Below are 22,767 nucleotides of genomic sequence, written 5' to 3'. Positions count from 1 at the left end.
CCATAAATATACGAAAAAGCCGGACGGCATCTTTCGGATGCTTGTCCGGCTTTCTTGCGTTACGTCTGCTTTTTATTTGTGGGTTGGCGGTTCAACTGTTGTTCCGATCCCTTTTTACTCAATCCGGAATTTTCTCTACCAGTTCCTGCTCTTTGCCGCCCGGTTCATTGGACAGCCCGGTGACCTCAATCAGCTTGAAGAACAGGCTGAGCACGATGCCCACGACCGTGGCGAGCGCCATGCCTTTAAATTGAACGGGGCCAATGTTGAGCTGAACGCCGCTGATGCCGACGACCAGAACCAGCGTCGCCAGGATCATGTTGGTCGGCTTGGAGAAATCGACCTTTTGCTCGACGAAGATTCGCAAACCGGAAGCGGCGATGACGCCAAACAGCAGCAGGGATACACCGCCCATGACTGGCGTCGGAATGTTCGCGATAACCGAAGAGACCGTGCCCGAGAAGGACAGCAGGATCGCGATGACGGCCGCGCCGCCGATGACAAAGACCGAATATACTTTGGTCAGCGCCATGACGCCGATATTTTCCCCGTACGTCGTGTTCGGCGTGGAGCCGACAAAGCCGGAAAGGATGGTCGAAATGCCGTTGCCCAGCAGCGAGCGGTTCAGTCCCGGATCCTTCGACAAGTCTTTGCCGACGATGTTGCTTGTTACTAGCAGGTGGCCGATGTGCTCGACGATAACAACCAGGGATACCGGGATGATGGTCATGATGGCGGCCCAGTCCCAGCTTGGCGTGGTGACCGTCGGCATCGTGAGGAAGTGGGCGCTGGCGATCGCGTCCTTATTAACCATGCCAGGCATAAAGAAGGACAGGACGTATCCGACGACGATACCGATCAGAATATGGATGATCTTCGGAAATCCGCGGAACAGAACCGCGCCGATGACAGTTACGCCGAGCGTCGTCATGGATAAAATGATGCTGTTCATGTCATAGGTCATCGCGCCGGAAGCCGCGTCTGCCTTCGGAAGCAGTCCGGCCATGCCTGCCGCAGTCGGCACCAGCTCCAGTCCGATCGTGGCGACGATCGCGCCCATGGCGGCCGGCGGGAACACGACGTCGATCCAGCCCGTTCCCGCGAACTGGACGATCAGGCCCACGATGACGAAGATGATACCCGTAATGATGAAGGCGCCCAGGGCCAGCGGGTAATTTTCCTTCGGATTGTTGCCGAGCACGGCCAGCACCGGAGAAATGAAAGCAAAGCTGGAGCCCAGATACGCCGGAATCTTGGCCCGGCAGATCAGGATGTACAGCAGGGTGCCGATCCCGTTCATCAGCAGGATCATGCCCGGATCGACGCCGAACAGGTTCGGCACGAGCACCGTGCTTCCGAACATGGCGAAGAGGTGCTGCAGGCTGAGCAGCAGCCCCGGTCCAAACGGAAGCTTCTCATTGACTTGAATTTCGCGTTGCAATTCGTTCACTCCCATACGTGATTTCGTCCATATCAATAAATTCATTCAATCTAATTTATCTGGAATTATGACATTTTTCAATCTTTTTTTTCACTCCCGGGGCGCAATTTGGCCAAAAAACTTGTTTGTTGTTCCCAGGCTTCCTGTTCCTGGCAGGAAATGTTGACGTAACGCCGTTCAAGCGTCATAATTATATAAAATCATTACATGACAGAACCTGCAAAGATGGATTATGACGCGGGTTCTATTTTATATAGAAGGGAAACGGAAACGACTAGAATGGGCATAGAGCGATTACTTGAAAAGGCTGGAGCCTATATAAAAGAGCCGGATTTGGACCGCATCAGGGAAGCCTATGAATTTGCGGAACAGGCCCATCACGGTCAGGTGCGCAAATCAGGCGAGCCTTATATCCTGCATCCGCTTGCGGTTGCAGATATTGTCGTGAACTTGATGATGGATACGACCTCCATCGTCGCCGCGCTTCTTCATGACGTGGTCGAGGACACGACCGTATCGCTCGAGGATATCCGTACCCGATTTGGCGCCACCTGTGCCATGCTTGTCGATGGACTGACCAAGCTGGAGCGAATCCAGTTCCGTTCCAAGGAAGAACAGCAGAACGAGAATTACCGTAAAATGTTTATCGCGATGGCGCAGGATATTCGTGTCATCGTCATCAAGCTGGCCGACCGCCTGCACAATATGCGGACACTGAAATACCAGTCCGAGGAGAGTCAGCGGCGGATCGCTTATGAGACGCTCGAAATCTTTTGTCCGATCGCCGACCGTCTCGGTATTTCAGCGATCAAGAGCGAAATGGAGGATTTGTCGCTCCGTTACCTCAATCCGCAGCAGTATTACCGCATCGCCAACCTGATCCACAAGAAAAAGGCTGAGCGTGAGCAGTTCGTCGAAAACGTCATCGTCCGGATCCGCGAAAAGCTGGAGGAAATGGGCATTGAGGGCGATTTGTCGGGACGGCCAAAGCATATCTACAGCGTCTTTAATAAAATGACGACCAAAAACAAGCAGTTCAACGAAATCTACGATTTGCTCGCGATCCGTATTATTGTGGATAACATTAAGGACTGTTATGCCACCCTGGGAATTATTCATACCCTGTGGAAGCCGATGCCGGGCCGGTTCAAGGACTATATCGCCATGCCGAAGGCCAACATGTACCAGTCGCTGCATACGACCGTAGTCGGACCTAACGGTGAGCCGACCGAGGTTCAGATCCGGACCTGGGAAATGCACCGCACCGCCGAGTACGGGATCGCGGCCCACTGGGCTTATAAAGAAGGTACAACCGCCGTCGGCGGCAACTTTGAGAATAAAATGACCTTTTTCCGCGAAATTCTGGAGCTGCAGCATGAAGCCAAGGACGCTTCGGAATTTGTGGAATCGCTCAAAATGGACTTTTTCTCGGATCTTGTTTTTGTGTTTACGCCAAAAGGCGAAGTCATTGAGCTGCCTTCCGGCTCGGTGCCGCTGGATTTTGCTTACCGGATTCATACGGAGGTCGGAAACCGGACCATCGGGGCCAAGGTGAACGGGCGGATCGTACCGCTGGATCACCGTCTCAAAACCGGGGATATCGTTGAGATTTTGACGTCCAAGCATTCTTACGGACCGAGCGGCGACTGGCTGAAGATTGCCCAATCTTCGCATGCGCGAAGCAAGATCAAGCAGTGGTTCAAGAAGGAAAAACGGGAAGAGAACGTGGAGAAGGGCCGCGAAATGGTCGAGCGCGAGCTGAAGGGCCGCGGCCTGGACATCTCTGAATGGATGACGGACGAGAAGCTGCTGGAAGTGGCGAAAAAGTTTTCGTTCAACGATATCGAAGACATGCTGTCGGGCGTCGGCTTTGGCGGCATTACCGCAGCGCAGATTTGTACCCGCCTGACGGAGCGGCTCCGTAAGGAGCAGGAGGAAGCCAGCCTGCTGGAGCTCACGACCGAGAAGAAGGAAATCAAGCCGGCCGAGAAGAGATCGCGCCCGACCAACGGCGTCCGGGTCAAGGGGATCGACAACCTGCTCGTGCGGTTCGCCCGCTGCTGCAATCCGGTGCCCGGCGACGACATCGTCGGTTACGTCACCCGCGGCCGCGGCGTATCGGTGCACCGCTCGGACTGTCCGAACATTCCGGCGTCGGGCGACGGTGAAGAAGCCGCACGCGTGATCGAAGTCGAGTGGGAAACCGAGATCGAGGCGAATTACAGCGTCGATATCGAAATTACGGGACATGACCGGAACGGGCTACTGAACGAGGTGCTTCAGGCGGTATCGGAGAGCAAAACGAACATTTCCGCAGTGACCGGGCGCTCGGACAAAAACAAAATGGCGCTCATCCACATGACGATCCTGATCCGCAACACCGATCATTTGCAGTCGGTCGTGGAACGGATCAAGCGCGTGAAGGATGTGTACACCGTACACCGGATCATTCAGTAAGGATATTCAGTAAGGGGCCTGGGGAATGCACACTGCTCACCGGAGCATACGTTGACAACTCAGGTGCCCAGGGAGCGGAACAAGCGAAGGAGCGTAGAGAGACAGCATGAAAGTGGTTGTACAGCGCTGTAAGGAAGCGCAGGTTACGGTAGATGGGGAGGTCATGGGGGCGATCGGCCAGGGGCTGATGGTGCTCGTCGGCGTGACCCATGAGGATACGGAGAAAGACGCGAAATATTTGGCTGATAAGGTTGCCGGGCTGCGCATTTTTGAAGATGATGAGGGGAAAATGAACTACAGCGTCATGGAAGTTGGCGGGGGCATACTGTCCGTGTCGCAGTTCACCCTGTACGGCGACTGCCGCAAAGGCAAACGTCCGAACTTCATGGCCGCGGCCAAACCGGATATCGCGGAGGGGCTGTACGAACAATTCAACCGCGAGCTCAGAGACAAAGGGCTTGAGGTCGCCACCGGCCGGTTCGGGGCGATGATGGACGTCACCTTTACCAACTGGGGGCCGGTCACGCTGATTATCGACAGCAAAGGGGCATAGAAACGGTAAATATCGGGCAAAATAGGGATGAGCATCCGCCATTTATATACACATAAGGAGTTCATCCAATATGCGCCAATCCGTTCAGACCCAGACGCTGCAGTCGCTGCCGCTTGCGCCGGTCGCCTCGCTGCACGAGGCCGCCAAGACGATGCAGGCTGTACGGGAAATCCCTTTTCCCTTATGGACCTTGTACACGAAGGGAATCGGTCGGCAGCAGACCATCCGGTAGTCGGCCCATGATTGTTTCAAGTAAATAGAACCGAGCAGAACCCTCTTTTGTTGCGAAAGAGGGTTCTTTTCTGTGGAAAAGAGCCCTTTGCAGTTATTTGAGATGATCGGCCCCAAGTTTATTACGAATATCCACCTCCAAAATGACTTGATCAGCTTGCAAACCGAAAATTCCGCCTCTTCTCCTTTCTTTCCTCGCGAATGGAATCCGCGAGCATGTTATAAACGTGCTCGTTTCGGGTAATAACAAGGCGTGGACCACTTATCCATGAAAGGAGAACGATATTCCATGAGCAAGGTTGCATTTTTACTAGCGAACGCATTTGAAGATTCGGAAATGAAAGTCCCATATGATGAAGTCAACAAAGCGGGCCATGACACGGATATTATCGGCCTCCAGCAGGGTGAGAAGCTGACCGGTAAAAACGGCGAAGCCTCGTATACGGCGGACAAAGCTATCGCGGACGCGAAGGCGGCCGATTATGATGCCGTCGTCATTCCCGGAGGCTCTTCTCCGGAGAACCTGCGGCTGAACAAGGATGTGCTGAACTTCGTGAAGGAGATCAACAGCGCCGGCAAGCCGATCGCCGCGATTTGCCACGGCCCGCAAATTTTAATCAGCGCCGGTCTGCTGAAAGGTAGAACGATCACCTCGTACCCGCCGCTGCAGGATGACATGGTGAACGCCGGCGCGGAATTTAAGGATGAGGAAGTCGTCCTGGACGGCAACTTCATCACTTCACGGACTCCCAAAGACGAACCGGCCTTTGTCCGGGAACTGCTGAACGTGCTGTAAGGCTCCGGGAGTGCCTTGGAAGCTTTCGTTTTGTGATTCATGATTTTAAATAGAGATGGAGGTAATGTATCATGACGAAGCAAATTCAAGCGTACTTCAAAACCGAGGATGACGCGGAAAGCGCAAAAACGAAGCTGATTGGCTTCCAAACGGAGCACCTGGAGGTAAGCCGGCTTGGGGAGGGCATCGGCAGTGACCGCCGCATCCTGCTTCCAATCGCCCCCGTCAATTTTAGCGGCAGCTCCAATGCTGCAGGAACGTCAGGTGCGGTAGGCGTGCCTACCGCTTACCCGGCCGCAGGCATCCCTGTGGTGGACGACCGGGATCCGGACGAGCTGTCCGAGGAGGACCGCGAACGCCGTGCGGACGAGGGAGGCGACCTGCTCTCGGGAGCGGTGGACGTGTCCCGGGACGATGAGGACTACCGGGACCTGGAGTACGTCCTTGCTGCCAAAGTGCCTGACGATTCTTATCAGGACGTTGTCAATAAACTGCGGGCAAGCGGCGGTTATGTGGAAATTTTCGACTGATTTCCTCACAAACCGATGCAAAGAAAGCGCCGGATAAAGCGCTTTCTTTTATGTAATATAACTGTAATATTAGTTTCATATTTCCTTAATATTGGCTGTCTATAATAACAGCATGACCCCCTTTTTTAATATATTACCTTATTGAACCTACAATATGGATTGTAGGTTTTTTCTTTGCTGAAAAGTCTGTAAATTGACAGCTGCATCCAATTTGTGACAGAGGCTCTTGACTTTAGTGCAGCGGTTCATTACAATCTAAAAATAATCTAAAATCGATTTGATGACGGGACCAAGTAGTCCGTGCCCCACCATGCAGAGAGGAATCCCTTAGGCTGAGAGGATTCTATGGATGACCGGATGAATGACTTCCCCGAGAACAGGCGGCGAAAGTGGCTTGCAGCGCAGGATGTGCGCTGTTCCAGATCATGAGTAGACGTGCTGCGCTGAACGGGCGTTAATCGTTTGGAGCGGATACATAAGAAGTATCCGGAATGTGGGTGGTACCACGGGAATCAAAGAATAACGATCTCTCGTCCCTGTTGGCTTGTTCAAGCGCAGGGGTGAGGGATTTTTTTGTCTAGCCACAAATGATCTATGAAAAGAGGGGTTGCTATGGCTTACCAAAAACCGACGGGCACGCAGGATTTGCTGCCGGGCACGGTGGAGAAATGGCAGTTTGTCGAAGAAAAAGCCAGAGATTTGTGCCGGCGGTTCAATTACCGCGAAATCCGCACGCCGATGTTTGAGCAGACCGAACTGTTTGAACGCGGCGTTGGCGAAACGACGGATATCGTCGAAAAAGAGATGTACACGTTCAAGGACAAGGGCGACCGCAGCATGACGCTGCGCCCGGAAGGCACTGCCGGCGTGGTCCGCTCCTACGTCGAAAACAAGCTGTACGGTGAACCCGATGTCACCAAGCTTTACTACATCGGCCCGATGTTCCGCTACGAGCGTCCTCAGGCGGGACGTTACCGCCAGTTCCACCAGTTTGGGATCGAGGCGTTCGGTGCAGTGGATCCGGCCATCGATGCGGAAGTCGTCTCGCTCGGATACCAGTTCTGCAAAGACCTCGGCCTGCAGGGCGTGACCGTGGAAATCAACTCCGTGGGCAATCCCGCCAGCCGGGCGGCGTACCGCGAGAAGCTGCTCGCGTTTCTGACGCCGATGAAAGACACGCTGTGCAAGGACTGCCAGTCGCGGATGGAGCGCAACCCGATGCGGGTGCTGGACTGCAAGATCGACCAGGACAAATTCGTCGATGCGCCATCGATTCTGGACAGTCTGGACGAGGAGTGCACCACCCACTTCGAGCAGGTGAAGGCGTACCTCACCGCGATGGAGGTCGACTTCAAGGTCAACCACCGGCTGGTGCGCGGCTTGGACTATTACACCCACACCGCCTTCGAATACAAGGCGCAGGGCATCGGCGCGATCGATACGATCGGCGGCGGCGGGCGCTATAACGGCCTCGTCGGCGAAATCGGCGGTCCGGACCAGCCGGGCATCGGATTCGGCATTGGCCTCGAGCGGATCCTGCTGATCCTCGACAAGCAGGAGATCGACCTTCAAGCGGTGAAGCCGCTGGACGTGTACCTGGTGGCCCTAGGCGAAGCAGCCGACCGCGAAATCACCAAGCAGCTGTACCTGCTGCGCAAGGAAGGCTTTGCCGCAGAGCGTGACTACCTGGGCCGCAAGATGAAAGCGCAGATGAAGTCCGCTGACCGCCTGAAGGCGCGTTATACCGCGATTCTCGGGGACGACGAGCTGTCGCGCGGGGAAATCGCCGTGAAGTCGATGGAAACCGGCGAGCAGCAGACGGTGAAGCTCAGCGAACTGCATTTGGCATTACGTAAATCCGCCGATAAGGCTGAATAAATATACCAATTAAAAGGGGAATGACAAAACATGCATAGGACCCATCAATGCGGTAGCCTGACCACCGCGAACATTGGAGAAACGGTAACATTAAACGGCTGGGTGCAAACCCGCCGTGACCTCGGGGGCGTCTTGTTTATCGACCTGCGGGACCGCAGCGGCATCGTGCAGATCGTATTCAATCCGGCATACTCCGGCGAAGCCCTCGCCATCGCCGACCGAGTGCGCAGCGAATACGTGCTGTCCGTCACAGGTAAAGTTGTGCAGCGCGACGCAGAAACGGTCAACCCGAACCTGCCGACCGGCCAAATCGAAGTGCAGATTACCGAGATCGAAGTGCTGAACGGCGCCAAAACGCCTCCGTTCTTCATCGAAGACGGTGTGGAAGTTGACGAGTCGCTTCGCCTCAAATACCGTTATCTGGACCTTCGCCGTCCGGAAATGCAAAAAACGCTGCTGCTCCGCTCCAAAGCATCGAAGATCTTCCGTGACTTCCTGGACGGAGAAGGCTTTATTGAAGTCGAAACGCCGATCCTGACAAAAAGCTCCCCGGAAGGCGCACGCGACTATCTCGTACCGAGCCGGGTGCATGAAGGCGAGTTCTTCGCTTTGCCGCAGTCCCCTCAGCAGTATAAACAGCTTCTGATGGTAGGCGGCATCGAGCGTTATTTCCAAATCGCCCGCTGCTTCCGTGACGAAGACCTGCGCGCCGACCGGCAGCCGGAGTTCACGCAGGTGGACATCGAAACGTCCTTTATGAACCAGGACGAGCTTCTGGGCATGATGGAGCAGCTGATGGCCCGCCTGTTCAAAGAAACGATTAACGTAGACATTCCTTTGCCATTCCAACGCCTGACTTATGCCGAAGCGATGGACAAATACGGCTCTGACAAACCGGACCTCCGGTTTGGGCTGGAATTGATCCAAGTCAGCGACCTGGTAGCTTCGAGCGGCGTCAAGGTGTTTGCTTCCGTCGTCGAAAAAGGCGGAGAAGTCAAAGTGCTGAACGCCAAAGGCTGCGGCACGTGGAGCCGTAAGGAAATCGACGATCTGGGTCCGTTCGCGGCCCGTTACGGGGCCAAAGGCTTAGCCTGGATTCAAGTCAAGGAAGGCGAGTTCAAAGGGCCGATCGTGAAGTTCTTTACGCCTGAAGAGATCGAAGCGCTGAAAGAGCGTACCGGGGCCGAAGAAGGCGACCTGCTGCTCTTCTCCGCTGACAATAAAAAAGTCGTAGCTGACGTGCTTGGCGCGCTTCGCCTGAAAATCGGCAAACAGCTCGGCCTGATCAACGAAAATGAGTTCAAATTTGCCTGGGTGGTCGACTTCCCGCTGCTCGAGTGGGATGAAGAAGAGAAACGTTACGTTGCTCTGCACCATCCGTTCACCCGTCCGCGCGACGAAGACCAGCATCTGTTTGAAACCGATCCGGGCAGCATTCTGGCCCAGGCTTACGACATCGTGCTGAACGGTTACGAAGTCGGCGGCGGTTCCATGCGGATCTACAAGCGCGACATGCAGGAGAAAATGTTCGCGGCCCTCGGCTTGTCGCCTGAGGATGCCAAATACAAATTCGGCCACCTGCTGGATGCCTTTGAATACGGCACGCCACCTCACGGCGGCATCGCATTTGGCCTGGACCGGCTCGTCATGCTGCTCTCCGGACGCAGCAACCTGCGCGAAACGATCGCCTTCCCGAAAACAGCCAGCGCGACCGATCTGCTCATGGATGCACCGTCGCCGGTCGACCAAGGGCAGCTTGAACAGCTTCACATCAAGCTCGTGAAAAAGCCGGGGGAAGAGAAGAAAGTTCATTCTTAAGTTAAGGGAGGCCACCTGACGATATGCTTAATCAATTTTCACGTACGGAGCTGGCCATCGGGCCGGAAGGCCTGGAAGTCATGAAAAACAGCACGGTGGCGGTCCTCGGCATCGGCGGGGTGGGGTCCATTGCGGTGGAAGCCCTGGCCCGCACCGGGGTCGGCCGCATTATTCTGATCGATAAAGACGTGGTTGACATTACCAATATCAACCGCCAGATCCATGCATTGACGACGACCATCGGCCAGAAGAAGGCGGATCTGATGGTAGAGCGCGTCAAACTGATCAACCCGGACATCGATGCGATCGCATTGAACATGTTTTATACGGAAGAAACCTATCAGGAGCTGTTTAAGTATGAGCTGGATTACGTGCTGGACGCATCGGATACCGTATCCTACAAAATCCATCTCATCAAAGAGTGCCTGAACCGTAAAATCCCGATCATTTCCAGCATGGGCGCGGCCAATAAAATGGACCCGACCAAATTCCAGGTTGCGGATATTTCCAAGACGACGATGGATCCGATCGCCCGGGTCATCCGCACAAAGCTGCGCAAAGACGGCATCAAAAAAGGCGTCAAGGTTGTGTTCTCGACCGAAGAGCCGATCAAGCCGCGCGTGGACGTGACGGAAAAAATCGTTCCGGAGAACGCGCCGGAGATCCGTAAGGCAAAGCAGCCGCCGGCCAGCAACGCCTACGTACCTCCTGTCGTCGGCCTCATCATGGTGAGCGTTGCCGTGAAGGACCTGCTCGCCAAAGCAGGGATTCAGGTATAACGAACATTCCGGAGCCGACCGGGAAGACGCTCGCGAAATAACGGGCATAACTGAAGCAAGTGATGGCGCGCGAGGCCGTATAACGGCGCTCGCGCCTTTTATTTTACAAATATGGTATAAATAAAATAGGTTGGACACCGTTTGTCGAACAGGAGGACTATTGTTGAAATCTAGTTTTTGGCACCGCAGCCTGGGGCTGCTGCCGGGGGACAGCTGGAAGAAAGAATGGATTGCGGGTGCTGTTTCGTATTTTTCCGTCGTATATATTGTGATGGTTAACGCGAATATTTTGCACGATGCGGGGATGCCGCTGAAGGCCGCCATGGTGGGAACACTGCTGACGTCGGTTGTGGGCTGCCTCCTGATGGCCTTTGGCGGCAAGTCGCCGATTGTGGTCGTACCGGGCATGGGCATCAACGCCTTCTTCACGTACACCCTGGTGCATTCCATGAAGCTGTCCTGGCAGGAAGCGCTGATGGTCGTCGCGGTCACGGGCGTATTATTTTCGATCGTATCCTTTACGTCCTTGTACCGGATCGTGAGCGAGGCCATCCCGCACAACCTGAAGCACGGCATTACGGTAGGGATCGGGCTGTTTCTGACGTTTATCGGGCTGCAAAAAAGCCAAATCGTGATCGCCCACCAGACGACTTTTGTCACCATCGGACATTTCAGCGATCCGGCCGTCATCGTGTCCTGCTTTACGCTGCTGCTTGCCCTGATTTTGTTTATCCGGGGCGTGCAGGGAGGACTGCTCATCAGCATTCTGCTGGGAACGGGACTGGCTTATCTGCTCGGTGCCGTCAAGCCGGTACAGCTCGAATCCGGACATACCTTCCGCCAGTACGGGGAACTGTTCGGCCATCTGTCAGCGGCAGGGATCGGCAGCCTGGTGTTCTGGATCGCCGTCTTTCTGCTGCTTCTGATCGTCGTCTTTGAAAATATCGGCCTCATCGCGGCGCAAACCCAGATGATCGGCCGGCCGGAACATTTTAAAGGCAGCCTCCGAGCGCTGTCGATATCGAACATCTTCGCCGGAATATTCGGGAGCAGTCCCGTGGTGGCGGCTGCAGAAACCTCCGCCGGCATTGCCGCCGGGGGGAGAACCGGGCTGTCGGCGCTCGTATCCGGCCTGCTGTTCGGAGCGACCTTTTTCTTCATTCCGCTTCTGAGCTACATACCGGACAGTGCTATCGCGCCTGTACTGATCGTGATCGGCGGGCTGATGGTCCAGAACGTCAAAGAGATGGAGTTTACGGATTTGACCGAAGCGTTCCCGGCATTTCTCATTATGGTCATGATCCCTTTTACGTACAGCATTGTGGACGGCATGGCTTTCGGCTTTATCGCTTACCCGGTGGTAAAGCTGGCCCAGGGCAGAGGCCGGGAGGTTTCGCCTGTGCTGTACGGCATTGCCGTACTGTTTGTGGCAAACTTCGTGCTGCATGCATTCCTCTAAGGCATAAATCGCGGAAGTGGAATCCCGTTAAAGGGGACCCGCTTAAGGGCGGGTGGATCTTTCCGGTTTGGGGTAATGGATAGGGACAGCTAAGCAGCTGTCCTGAACCGTTTTTCAGTGAATTATTTAGGAGGATTTCAAGAGATGACACTTATTCAATCGTTTACCGAAGGGCAGGAAATTACGGGCTTCTATCTGCTGAAATCGCTGCAGGTCAAACAGACGAACGCCACGCCGCCCAAGGATTATTTGGATATGATCTTATCGGATACGAGCGGGGAAATCCCGGCGAAACTGTGGGACACCTCCTCGACGGACAAGGAGACGTTCTTCGCGCCGATGCTCGTCAAAGTGCGGGGTATCGTCCAGCTGTACCGGGAGCGGCTGCAATTTAAAGTAACGCAGATCCGGCCGGCCAAGGATGAAGACGGGTACAGCATTACCGATTTCGTACGGTCAGCTCCCGTGCAGCCGGCGGACCTGGTCTATACGATCAAGGCGGCGGCGGCAAGCGTTCAGGATCCCGAGCTCCGCAAAATTATCGAGCACTGCTACGGCAAGGTTGGGGATAAGCTCATGCATTATCCGGCTGCCAAAGGCATGCACCATGCTTTTTACGCAGGCCTGGCCTACCATGTCGTGCGGATGCTGGAGCTGGCCGAGTTCGTGTGCATGCAGCGGCCGTTTTTGAATCGGGATCTGCTCGTGGCGGGTATTATTTTGCATGATATCGCAAAGACGGAAGAACTGACGGCGGAGCTGGGCATCGTCAGCGAGTACAGCTTCACCGGTAAGCTGATCGGCCACATTCCGCTTGCGGTCAGCTGGATCACGGAGGCGGCGGTGCTTCACGGCATGGACCTGAACGCGGAGAAAATCGTGCTGCTGCAGCACGTTATTCTGGCCCATCATAATTTGGCCGAGTGGGGCAGTCCGGTGCAGCCGCAAATCCCGGAGGCGCTTGCCCTGCATCTCATCGACCAGATGGATGCCAAGCTGCAGGCCGCCGAAGACGCCATCGATACGATGTCCATGACGGATGAATGGACCACGCCGGTACGGGCGCTGGAGAACAAGGCGTTCTACCGTTCGAAATACGGCAAGGCTTAACGTTGTGAGCGTTTTCGTCTGATTTCCGGACTTTATACGATATACGATCCTGAATTCATAAATAATGGGGAATGTTAAAACAGTCAGTGTGCGGTGACCCGCCCTGGCTGTTTTTTGATCTTCAGCGGCAAATAACGCATGGGGCAGCCGGATCTTACATCGCGTAAAAAACGGCTGGAGCGGACGGACGATTACTGCACAGGAATCCGATTGCGATTTTTCCGGTTTATGGTAAAATCTTCACCAATACAAATGGCTATTGAGATCCATGATGAAATAAAGGAGCATGCCCTTGAGAAATGTACCGGTGGGAATGATGATACGAAGGCTGCTTATTTTTGTTTTGGCCGCGCTGCTGCTGTTCCAGCTGGTCGACTGGCTCCCATGGAGAGACGGCAACCGGCTTATGATCGCGGACTTGAAAAACGACGGCCGGGTTACGGCGTATCCGGTGAACCGGAAACTGAGCATGGATGACGATACATTTACTTTAAAGGAGCTGTACACCACGTCCAAACGGACCGCGATCCGCTACGCTTTCCGCAAAAAGGTGCGGGACGGCTGGTCCTTCCCGACGGCTTCCGTCAAGCTGCTGGACGCGTCAGGCAACGAACTGATCCAGCACGGGGCGAGCAGCACCGGAGTGCCATGGGGAGAGAACGGATGGATCTATTTTGACCCTCTGCCTGCAGGGACGAAGAAGCTGACCCTCCGCTATGATTGGTATGACCGGCAGAGTGAGCTGCCGATTCTCCTGGAGAAGGAGGAGAGCACCCAATGAAGATCAGCAGGCTGGGTGGAGTGCTGGAATGGTGCGCGGTCCTGATTTTGTTCATCATCCTGCTGTGGGTATCCGGATTGGATCGCGGCAGCTTTACGGCGCAGGGCGCCCATGAGCTTTCCGAGCGAAGCTATCATTACGGGCCGTCCAAGGTCGTGAGGAAGGTCCAGGTGGATCAGGATACGGTGGTGTTCCTCGGCACCTACAAGCAGTGGTTTTCTGCCGATACGGTCACCTGGAGCCATTTTAAATGGCATCCCAGCGGAGGTGTCGCCGGTGTGCCCAAAAACCCGGAAAAACCGCTGGCCTACAGCTGGGATATGAAGAGCACCGGATCGGATGGCGGGCTGGCCAAATTTTACGGTTATGTCAACGATCCCGACATCGTTACCGTGGAACTGGATGTGGTGATGGAGGACCGCGGCAGCAATACGGCGACGTCCGGATCGGAGCGGCAGCGCATATCGGATGACCGCATGTTCCTGTTTGTGTGGAAAACGGAGGGACGGGATTTCTCATGGCAATCCATCAAAGGACTGGACCGGGAGGGAAAGGTCAGGTACGAGCATAAGCTGCAGTAACGCCGCAAAAGTCGCAGCACGGGGAACATAGGCCGTCTTTATTCCTTTCCCCGGTCCCCGGGAATCTGAAATCCCTATGGTAAAATGCCTCCGGATTATGATATACTGAATATCCTTTTTAAGCGCGGCTTATGGATAAACCTTAAGCATTGGCTTACAAGAGCAGGAGCGGTTAACCCGCTCCTTAATACTTTTAGGAGGTAACTGAAAGTGGAGACCGATTTTCAAAGTGCCTATCAAGAGGAAGAGAGTAGGCTGAATGCGACGATCGCCGAGATCGACCGCCAGCTTGAGAGGCTGGGCGGCATTCCGGTATACACCGGGCATGATTTTACGGAGCAGGTGCTGGAAGCGGGCCGGGAAGAGAAGCGCCAGGCCCTTGCCAAAAGTTTGCAGGAGCCTTATTTCGGCAGGCTGGATTTTCAGGAAGGAAGCGGGGAGCGCAAGCCGCTCTACATCGGAAAAATCGGCGTAGACCAAGCGGAGGTCGGCGACCACCCGATGGTCATTGACTGGCGGGCGCCGGTGGCCAGCCTGTTCTATTCGTTTACGGGCGGGGAAGAAACGGCTTCGTACGAAGCGCCTGAGGGCATCATTGAAGGGCTGGTGTATTTGAAGCGGAACGTGGTGATCCGCAAGCAGATTTTGGAGAGGGTGGCCGATACATACAACCGCGAGAGCGACCAGCCCGCCGTGTCCGACGAGTTTCTCGTGTACCGGCTGGGCGAGAACAAGGACAATCGCCTGCGGGACATCGTGTCGACGATCCAGGCGGAGCAGGACCGGATCATCCGGGCCGCACGGAACACGGCGCTCATCATCCAGGGGGTGGCGGGAAGCGGTAAAACAACCGTGGCGCTGCACCGCCTGGCTTTTCTGCTGTACCAGTACAAGGACCAGGTGTCGGCGGACAAAATGATCATTTTTGCCCCGAACCACATGTTTCTGGATTACATCTCCGACGTGCTGCCTGAGCTCGGGGTCGGGGATATTCAGCAGAGTACGTTTGCGGACTGGGCACTCCAGCTGCTGGGACTTGACCTTTCGCTGGCCGATAACGAAGAAACGCTGCGGTATTGGTTCGAGACGCCGGGGGGCATGCCGGAAATCACCGATAACGTGCCGGGACGGTTCAAAGGGTCGATTGTGTTCATGCAGATGATCCGTGACTGCTTGTCGTCTATGGAATCGAGTTCGGTGCCACCTGGCGATTTTATGCCGTGGGAAGGGGCAACCTTGGCTAGAGAGACGATTCTGCATTGGTTCAATGAGGAATATAAGCCGTACCCGCTGGCGAAGCGAAAAGAAAGGGTCATGGCCAGAATCCACCGCTGGATCGAAATGGAGCTGAAAAAGTCACCTTCGGCGGCAGCGCTCAAGGACCGGAAGAAGAAGGCGGCGCAGCGTGAAAAGTCGTATGCGAACAAATGGCCGAAATACGAGCCGCTGCTGCTGTACAAGCAGATGTTCAAAGCCGTCAAAACGACCGGCGGCTGGCCGGAGGAAGCGCTGAGCGGCATCCCTGCCGCAGTGCTGAAATCTACCCAGTCCGACTTGAAAAAGGACGTCATCCGGGAAGAGGATCTTCCGGCTCTCCTTTATATGCACTACCTGCTGAATGACATTACGGGGGAACAGCGCTTTGACCATATCGTCATCGACGAAGCGCAGGATTTCTCCCCGTTTCAGGTGGCGGTGCTGGACTTGTTTGTGCGGGGACACTCCTTCACGATTTTGGGCGACTTGTCGCAAGGGATCCACGCCTACCGCGGCGTCCACAGCTGGGAGGAAATGAGCTCGCTGTTTGCTCCGGAGAACACCGCCTATTTTGCCCTGACGCGAAGCTACCGCTCGACGATGGAAATTATCGAATTCGCCAACGGTATCCTGGAAAATGGCGTGAAGAGCGATCTGCTCGCCGTACCCGTATTCCGCAGCGGCAATCCGGTGCGCATTCTTCCGTATCATACGGGAGAAGCGGGGAGGGTCCGCTCCCTTCAGGAAGGGCTGCAGCAGCTGGCCGGCGGCGATTACCGGACGGTAGCCATTCTCACGCGGACGCTGTCCGACGCCGCCCGGCTGCATGAGCAGCTGGCCCCTGGAATACCTGACCTGCATTTGATAGACGGCGGCAAAAAGGCGTATGAAGGCGGTTTATCGGTTCTCCCCGTGTATTTGTCCAAAGGTCTGGAATTCGACGCCGTCATCGTGGCTGATGCGGATCTTGCCCATTACGGCGATCAGGCCTGGGATGCCAAGCTGATGTACGTCGGCTGTACGCGCGCGCTGCACGAGCTCTGGATCATGCATGAGGATGCGGTGCCGCAATATTTGAACAACCCGCAGGAGGATATCGTCACAAGCGGGTGGAAATAGCATCGAACTTAAGACCGTTCCTTTCACAAGGGACGGTCCTTTTTTTGTGATAACCGTTGCAGCCCAACTTTTCAAAATACGATTGACAGTACCTGGGAGGGGAGATATACTGAAGACAAATGAATGAATGGTTCATTCATAAAAATAGGAAAAGGCGGTCGATCGAATATGAACAACACGGTACGGTTCAACAATAGCCGGACGCTTGAAGGTAAATATATCGTGATCACGGGAGCGACCAGCGGCATTGGTTACGCGGCGGCAAAGGCATTGGTCCTGAGAGGGGCGAAGCTGGGCATCGTGGCCCGCAGCCGCAGTAAAGCTGCTGAATTGTCGGCAGAGCTGGGTAAGATGACAAACGGGGAAGCCCAGGTAGACTGCTTCATTGCGGATATGTCATCCCAGCAGGATATCCGCCGCGCAGCGGCCGAAATATTGAACCGCGTTCCCCGGATCGACCGCCTGATCAACAACGCGGGAACGATGTTTGTCAAGAAGAAGCTGTCCGAGGACGGCCTGGAAATGACCTGGGCGGTGAACCATCTGGGCCCGTTTCTCCTGACCAGCCTGCTGCTGGATCGGCTGATAGCGAGCGGCGATGCCCGGATTATTACGACTTCCTCCCATGGTCATAAAATGGCGAGAAGGGGCATTGACTTCAATGATATGAACGGTGACCGCCTGTACAGCGGACTAAAGGCGCTTCTCGGAGGTGCGAATCTCCGCTACGGCCAGAGCAAGCTGGCGAACATTTTGTTCACCGCCGAGCTGGCCAGACGGCTCAACGGTACGGGAGTTACGGCTCACTGTTTTGATCCCGGTCTGGTGGCGACCAACTTCAACCAGGATAACGGAGGGCTGGCCCGGCTGACGATGGCCTGCATGAAGCCTTTTTCCCGAACGCCTGAACAAGGGGCCCAGACGCTCGTATGGCTCGCAGAATCATCGGAGCTTCTGCTGAAGAGCGGCGGTTATTACGCGGACATGAAGCTGCAGACGCCATCCAATGCTGCGCGGGATGAAGCCGGCGCGAGCCGTCTATGGCAGGTGAGTGAAGAACAGACCGGACTTCTTGCCGGACCGGGCTTACGACGGATACAATAAAAGCAGGGAAGACTGATAAAAAGGAGGGCGCCAACGTGGCACCGCTGAACGAGCAGCAATTGGAACAAATTCATGATGAACGCAGGGAACAGATCAAGAAGGCGGCGCTGAAGGTGTTCGCCCGGCACGGAATCAACGGAACGAAAATGAGCATGATTGCCGCCGAAGCTGGAATCAGCCAAGGGCTGTCTTACCGCTACTTCAGCTCCAAGGAAGAGCTGTTTACCGAACTCGTGCAGGAGGCGATGGAGGAGGCGCAGCACTCGATGAAGGAGCTGGGGCGTATGCCGGGAAGCCCTGCCGAGCAAATCCGCGTCCTGACGGAGGCTATGCTGGAGGGTGATAATAAGGATGCCTTTCTGCTGATCCACCAGGCTCAAACCTCGAGCGATGTTCCGGAGCGGGCGAAGGAAATGATCGGGCGGTATTCGCCGGAGGATACGATTGAGCAGCTGGTCCCGATTCTGGTCAAAGGCCAGGAAGCAGGCGAATTTCGCGAAGGAGACCCCCGCCGGCTGCTGTTTCTCTATCTGTCTGCGCTGACGGGCTTAATGCTGCAGGAGGTACCGGGACAGCCGGATTATTGGCGGAATGAGAGCGGCCTTCTGATGGGAATTCTCCTCCGGTAGCCCGGTACAGCAGCGGTGGTGAGGAATATCCTATCATCATTGAAGAGGTAAAGAATATTTATATCCGTTCTTTCACTTGCTGGAATTCCCAAAATATGAGTTAATAAAGGTGTCGGACGGCCGACGATTCTGTACGAAAGGAGGCTGATGCAATTTGATCACACAATACGAGGTGGTCTTCGCGTAAGCGAAGCCCCGCAGTATCGGGGGGCCGATCGGCTCCCCTTATACCGTCTTATTAAAATATATGGGTACATAATTCGAAAGGAGGCGAAAACAGCATGATCCAAGCATTTAGCGGGTTTGAAACAACCGTCGGAACTGGACATCTGTTGAAGTTTAAGGAGGACGTTTATCGTGAATTACAAAAACGGGAGGGATGTGCTTCCCCCTAGTTTGCTGAAGGAACTTCAGAAACATATTGAGGGCGAGCTGATTTACATCCCGAAGAGAAGCAACGAACGCGTCGGATGGGGTGTAAACAGCGGGACACGGCAAATGATCGAACGCAGAAACGAGGAGATCTTTGCTCTTCATTGCCAAGGTCATTCAATCGAATACTTGAAACAGGCTTTCCACCTGTCTCAGGAGAGCATCCGTAAGGTGATTTTTAAGAAACGGTCGGAACATGCCGCGGATGCCTCGAAACAAAAAGTGTCGGCACGCCAGTAGGCGAACACCTCCCCATCTATGCGTAATATAGATCGGAGGAGAAAAAATATGATGGAACACCACTATGTACAAGAGAAATTGATGGAATACAAGCACGCGGATCTGCACAGACGAAGGAGCCGGTTGCTGCGTGCAACGGAAAAACCTGTGGAAAGCACAGTACAGCTGTACGGCGGATGGAACAGTCCATGGCCAGGTATGCTCTCGCGTTTGTTCCGCTCCAAAATGCGGCAGCAGTAAAGAGTGCGCGCAGCGTTAAACCCTCTTTTTCATATGCTCGAAATGGCTCAGCAGGCGGGCCGTTTCTAAAGAAACCGTTCGGATGCTGAACGGTTTTTTGCTGTTTAAGATTATAGAATTTATAAATTTCAGCGAAGCTGAACCATTCTATAATCGCAAGAAAAACTTCAGCTAAACGCGGTCTGTCTTCTTTGGAAGTACGTCGATAGACGTTTTTCTTATGATTATAGAATTTATAAATTTCAGCGAAGCTGAACCATTCTATAATCGCAAGAAAAACTTCAGCTAAACGCGGTTTGTCTTCTTTGGAAGTACGTCGATAGACGTTTTTCTTAAGATTATAGAATTTATAAATTTCAGCGAAGCTGAACCATTCTATAATCGCAAGAAAAACTTCAGCTAAACGCGGTCTGTCTTCTTTGGAAGTACGTCGATAGACGTTTTTCTTAAGATTATAGAATTTATAAATTTCAGCGAAGCTGAACCATTCTATAATCGCAAGAAAAACTTCAGCTAAACGCGGTCTGTCTTCTTTGGAAGTACGTCGATAGACGTTTTTCTTAAGATTATAGAATTTATAAATTTCAGCGAAGCTGAACCATTCTATAATCGCAAGAAAAACTTCAGCTAAACGCGGTCTGTCTTCTTTGGAAGTACGTCGATAGACGTTTTTCTTATGCCCGGAAGTCCGCCTCTTTCCTTCTTTTGGGTGCGGTTACAAAGCAATAGCATCGGGGCTAAGCAGTAAGGTACAATGAAGAGGGGGCATATTCAAGCGGTTACGAAAGCAAAAGGACATGCTGCACCCAGATATCCGTGAACCGCGAGGTGATGCAATGAGTCCGAAAGGTTTGACGGTCAGGGAAATGCTGAAGCTGCCGGTGATGGAGCATGCGCAGCTGATCAGCGGGGAACGCGGTCTTGACCGTATCGTACAATATATAGATATTTGGGAGGTTCCCGATATCGGAAATTGGCTGCGGGAAGGCGAGATGGTGCTGACGACAGGCTATTCGACCCGGAACGACCCGTCGCTGCTGGTCGAAATGATCGAACAGCTCGCCAAAGTGAACGGGGCGGGGGTGGCCATTAAGCCGGAACGCTTTATTCCCCATATCCCGCAGGAAATGATCGATAAAAGCAACCAATACGATATTCCGATCATTCAGCTTCCTATCGGGATGGCTTACATCGACATAACATATCATGTTATGGATCAAATTTTAAACCGACAGGCAGTGCTGCTGAGGCGGGCCGAAGAGGTCAATAAGGCGCTGACCCGGCTGGTATTAAACAATAAAGGCATTCAAGTCGTCGCTGACAACGTCTCGGAGTTGATTGATTCGCCGATATGGATCATCGGTAAGGCCGGAGAGGTGCTGGCGTCGTCGCCGGAAGGGTACCCTTACCGGTCTTCGGGGAAGCATCATCAGTGGGAGGTTAGCGTCGACAACAAAATGCTGGGTAAATTTGTGGTGGAGAAGCGGGAGCTGAATGAGCTGGATCTCATGCTGATTGAGCAGGCAAGGCTCGTTTTCTCGCTTGAGCTGATGAGGAACAAAATCGCCAAGGACACGGAAAACCGGCTGCGGGGCACGTTTTTCGAGGAGCTGATTTTGAACACGGTGTCCGATGAGCGGGTGACGGCCTCCAGGGGACGGCAGCTCGGTCTTTCGCCCGAGTGGCTGTGGGAAGTGGCTGTCGTCGAGGCGGACGAGCCTTTTTACAATGAGGACAGTACGGTCGTCACGAATATTCAGGCGTTCATACGTAAGGAGTCTGCCGCGCGGAAAGTCCGGTCCCAGCTCCAAATCCATGGGGGAAGGATCGTGCTGTTTCTGCCCTCCGCCAAGCCTTCGGGACAGGACCGGCGGATCGTGGACAAGGATGTGCCGCTTCCATGGTGCGATGCCCTTTCCGGGCAGCTGAGCTCTTGGGAAGGGGTGCGGATGGGCATCGGCCGTCCGGGCTCCCTAGTCGAGGCACACCGAAGCTATGGCGAAGCCCGAACGGCGGTGTCAATCGGATACCGGCTGAACCAGGAGCGCCGGATGTTCACCTACATGGAAGTGGAGATGATCCACCTGCTGCAGGAATCGACCGACCCTGCCCGCCTGAACCGGTTCGTTGAGGAAAAGGTAGGCGTTCTAGCTGAACATGACAGGACCCACGGCACAAATTACGTCAGGACGCTATATCATTATATGGCGACAGGCGGCAGCCTGAACGAAACGTCGTTGCGGATGTTTATTCACCGCAATTCGGTAAATTACCGGATGGACCGGATTAAATCGATTCTCGGCATGGATTTGAACAATCCAAGGTGCCGTTTCGAATTGTACTTATGTACGACATTTTATTTAATAAATCATTAGCGGATCAAAGCGACCCTTTGTGCCATGAGCACAAAGGGTCGCTTTCAGTTTTGGTGGATGAGTACATTGTTCCATCGGGGTGAAAGGCATAAAATCTAATGTAATATATTTTAACATCAATAGTTTAAAGGAACGAAGGGGTGATCGACTTGATAGGATTAATTCGTGTATTTACGGCGAAAGATAATGAAGTGCTGCAAGCGCACGGAAACATGATTCAAGAGCAATTTGAAGTCCCTGTCATGAGCAGAAGCATACCTGATCAACCGCTGGGCATTTACGATGATGCGTCGGAGGAAGCAGCACTTCCGAAAATCGTAGAGCTGGGCATCCAGATGGAGCAGGAAGGCTGCCGCCTGCTGATTGTCAGCTGCGCCGCCGATCCGGGCGTCCGGGAATTGCGCAGCCGCGTGTCGATCCCCGTCATCGGGGCCGGAAGCTCGGCTGCTTTGGTCGCTCTCTCGCTCGGCGAGCCCGTCGGATTAATGGGGATCACCGAAGGGATCCCACCGGTCATGAAAGTATTGCTGGATGAGCTGATCGTAGGATACTCCCGGCCTGAAGGCGTGACCAATACGACGGATCTGATGACGGAAGCGGGACGGCAGAAAGCGCTGGAAGGAGCACGGTCCCTGGTGGAGAAGGGAGCAAAAGCGATTGTATTCGCTTGCACCGGTTTCTCTACTATTCATTTTGCCGATGTGATCCGGAAAGAGCTGCAGGTTCCCGTCGTTGATATCGTCGAAGCGGAAGGCTTGATGGCCGCCAACTATTATAAGCAGATTATTTCCGCTTCCTGATCGCTCGAATTTGCCAGTACTGTATTACCCTGATGCGAGGCGGTGAAATCTCCCTTCTCATAAGGATTGGGAAGAAGATACTTTTCCTTAACCTCTGAGTGGGCATCCAGGCCCAGCAACACCGCTTGGGGCATGGCATAAAACATATCCTTCAAAT

20 protein-coding genes are annotated in these 22,767 nt (G+C 54.2%); 19 read left to right on the top strand and 1 reads right to left on the bottom strand.

Annotated elements, in window-relative coordinates; translation table 11 throughout:
* Nucleotides 1–118 precede the first annotated feature (118 nt).
* The gene (gene uraA / locus MKY74_RS28580; RefSeq protein WP_076177016.1) at nucleotides 119–1,441 is read right to left on the bottom strand and encodes a uracil permease; all 1,323 of its coding nucleotides are present in this window, start codon (nucleotides 1,439–1,441) and stop codon (nucleotides 119–121) included.
* A 279-nt stretch (nucleotides 1,442–1,720) separates the two neighbouring features.
* Between uraA and MKY74_RS28575 the strand changes: the two genes are divergently transcribed.
* The 19 genes from MKY74_RS28575 to MKY74_RS28485 all read left to right on the top strand — a co-directional run bounded on the left by MKY74_RS28575 (nucleotide 1,721) and on the right by MKY74_RS28485 (nucleotide 22,610).
* On the top strand, nucleotides 1,721–3,898 hold the full coding sequence (locus MKY74_RS28575; RefSeq protein WP_076176994.1) for a RelA/SpoT family protein: 2,178 nt from the start codon (nucleotides 1,721–1,723) through the stop codon (nucleotides 3,896–3,898).
* A 106-nt stretch (nucleotides 3,899–4,004) separates the two neighbouring features.
* Nucleotides 4,005–4,451 carry a D-aminoacyl-tRNA deacylase gene (gene dtd / locus MKY74_RS28570; RefSeq protein ID WP_076176995.1) on the top strand — a complete coding sequence of 149 codons (447 nt, stop codon included), beginning with the start codon at nucleotides 4,005–4,007 and terminating at the stop codon, nucleotides 4,449–4,451.
* A 70-nt stretch (nucleotides 4,452–4,521) separates the two neighbouring features.
* A complete protein-coding gene (locus MKY74_RS28565; protein WP_163879807.1) occupies nucleotides 4,522–4,683 on the top strand; it encodes a hypothetical protein in 162 nt (53 codons plus the stop codon).
* A gap of 288 nt (nucleotides 4,684–4,971) precedes the next feature.
* Nucleotides 4,972–5,478 (top strand): type 1 glutamine amidotransferase domain-containing protein, encoded by a 507-nt coding sequence (locus tag MKY74_RS28560; protein WP_076176996.1) that lies wholly within the window; start codon nucleotides 4,972–4,974, stop codon nucleotides 5,476–5,478.
* A 71-nt stretch (nucleotides 5,479–5,549) separates the two neighbouring features.
* Nucleotides 5,550–6,008, top strand: coding sequence for a hypothetical protein (locus MKY74_RS28555; protein ID WP_076176997.1), 459 nt, complete (start codon nucleotides 5,550–5,552; stop codon nucleotides 6,006–6,008).
* Nucleotides 6,009–6,620: 612 nt separating this feature from the next.
* The gene (gene hisS / locus MKY74_RS28550) at nucleotides 6,621–7,886 is read left to right on the top strand and encodes a histidine--tRNA ligase (protein ID WP_076176998.1); all 1,266 of its coding nucleotides are present in this window, start codon (nucleotides 6,621–6,623) and stop codon (nucleotides 7,884–7,886) included.
* A 30-nt stretch (nucleotides 7,887–7,916) separates the two neighbouring features.
* On the top strand, nucleotides 7,917–9,704 hold the full coding sequence (gene aspS / locus MKY74_RS28545) for an aspartate--tRNA ligase (RefSeq protein ID WP_076176999.1): 1,788 nt from the start codon (nucleotides 7,917–7,919) through the stop codon (nucleotides 9,702–9,704).
* A gap of 23 nt (nucleotides 9,705–9,727) precedes the next feature.
* On the top strand, nucleotides 9,728–10,483 hold the full coding sequence (locus MKY74_RS28540) for a tRNA threonylcarbamoyladenosine dehydratase (protein ID WP_076177000.1): 756 nt from the start codon (nucleotides 9,728–9,730) through the stop codon (nucleotides 10,481–10,483).
* A 163-nt stretch (nucleotides 10,484–10,646) separates the two neighbouring features.
* A complete protein-coding gene (locus MKY74_RS28535; RefSeq protein WP_076177001.1) occupies nucleotides 10,647–11,942 on the top strand; it encodes an NCS2 family permease in 1,296 nt (431 codons plus the stop codon).
* Nucleotides 11,943–12,086: 144 nt separating this feature from the next.
* Nucleotides 12,087–13,052 carry a 3'-5' exoribonuclease YhaM family protein gene (locus tag MKY74_RS28530; protein WP_076177002.1) on the top strand — a complete coding sequence of 322 codons (966 nt, stop codon included), beginning with the start codon at nucleotides 12,087–12,089 and terminating at the stop codon, nucleotides 13,050–13,052.
* A gap of 292 nt (nucleotides 13,053–13,344) precedes the next feature.
* On the top strand, nucleotides 13,345–13,833 hold the full coding sequence (locus MKY74_RS28525; RefSeq protein WP_076177003.1) for a DUF5643 domain-containing protein: 489 nt from the start codon (nucleotides 13,345–13,347) through the stop codon (nucleotides 13,831–13,833).
* A complete protein-coding gene (locus MKY74_RS28520; protein ID WP_076177004.1) occupies nucleotides 13,830–14,414 on the top strand; it encodes a DUF5044 domain-containing protein in 585 nt (194 codons plus the stop codon). Before MKY74_RS28525 ends, MKY74_RS28520 begins: the two co-directional genes overlap by 4 nt.
* Nucleotides 14,415–14,624: 210 nt before the next feature.
* Nucleotides 14,625–16,790: a HelD family protein gene (locus tag MKY74_RS28515; protein ID WP_076177005.1), complete on the top strand. Its 2,166-nt coding sequence runs from the start codon at nucleotides 14,625–14,627 to the stop codon at nucleotides 16,788–16,790.
* Nucleotides 16,791–16,958: 168 nt separating this feature from the next.
* Nucleotides 16,959–17,894 (top strand): SDR family oxidoreductase, encoded by a 936-nt coding sequence (locus tag MKY74_RS28510; RefSeq protein ID WP_076177006.1) that lies wholly within the window; start codon nucleotides 16,959–16,961, stop codon nucleotides 17,892–17,894.
* 35 nt (nucleotides 17,895–17,929) lie between these two features.
* Nucleotides 17,930–18,523, top strand: a complete 594-nt coding sequence (locus MKY74_RS28505) for a TetR/AcrR family transcriptional regulator (protein WP_076177007.1) — start codon at nucleotides 17,930–17,932, stop codon at nucleotides 18,521–18,523.
* Between the two features lie 357 nt (nucleotides 18,524–18,880).
* A complete protein-coding gene (locus MKY74_RS28500; RefSeq protein ID WP_076177008.1) occupies nucleotides 18,881–19,195 on the top strand; it encodes a CD3324 family protein in 315 nt (104 codons plus the stop codon).
* A gap of 48 nt (nucleotides 19,196–19,243) precedes the next feature.
* Complete coding sequence (locus MKY74_RS28495; protein WP_076177009.1) at nucleotides 19,244–19,435, top strand: hypothetical protein; 192 nt, start codon at nucleotides 19,244–19,246, stop codon at nucleotides 19,433–19,435.
* 836 nt (nucleotides 19,436–20,271) lie between these two features.
* On the top strand, nucleotides 20,272–21,810 hold the full coding sequence (locus MKY74_RS28490) for a PucR family transcriptional regulator (RefSeq protein ID WP_076169625.1): 1,539 nt from the start codon (nucleotides 20,272–20,274) through the stop codon (nucleotides 21,808–21,810).
* A 149-nt stretch (nucleotides 21,811–21,959) separates the two neighbouring features.
* The gene (locus MKY74_RS28485) at nucleotides 21,960–22,610 is read left to right on the top strand and encodes an aspartate/glutamate racemase family protein (protein ID WP_076169626.1); all 651 of its coding nucleotides are present in this window, start codon (nucleotides 21,960–21,962) and stop codon (nucleotides 22,608–22,610) included.
* The last annotated feature ends 157 nt before the right edge of the window (nucleotides 22,611–22,767 follow it).

Source organism: Paenibacillus sp. FSL R5-0378 (genome assembly GCF_038009285.1).
Classification (GTDB): Bacteria; Bacillota; Bacilli; order Paenibacillales; family Paenibacillaceae; genus Paenibacillus_AQ; species Paenibacillus_AQ favisporus.
This window is presented reverse-complemented; position numbering and strand designations above follow the sequence as displayed.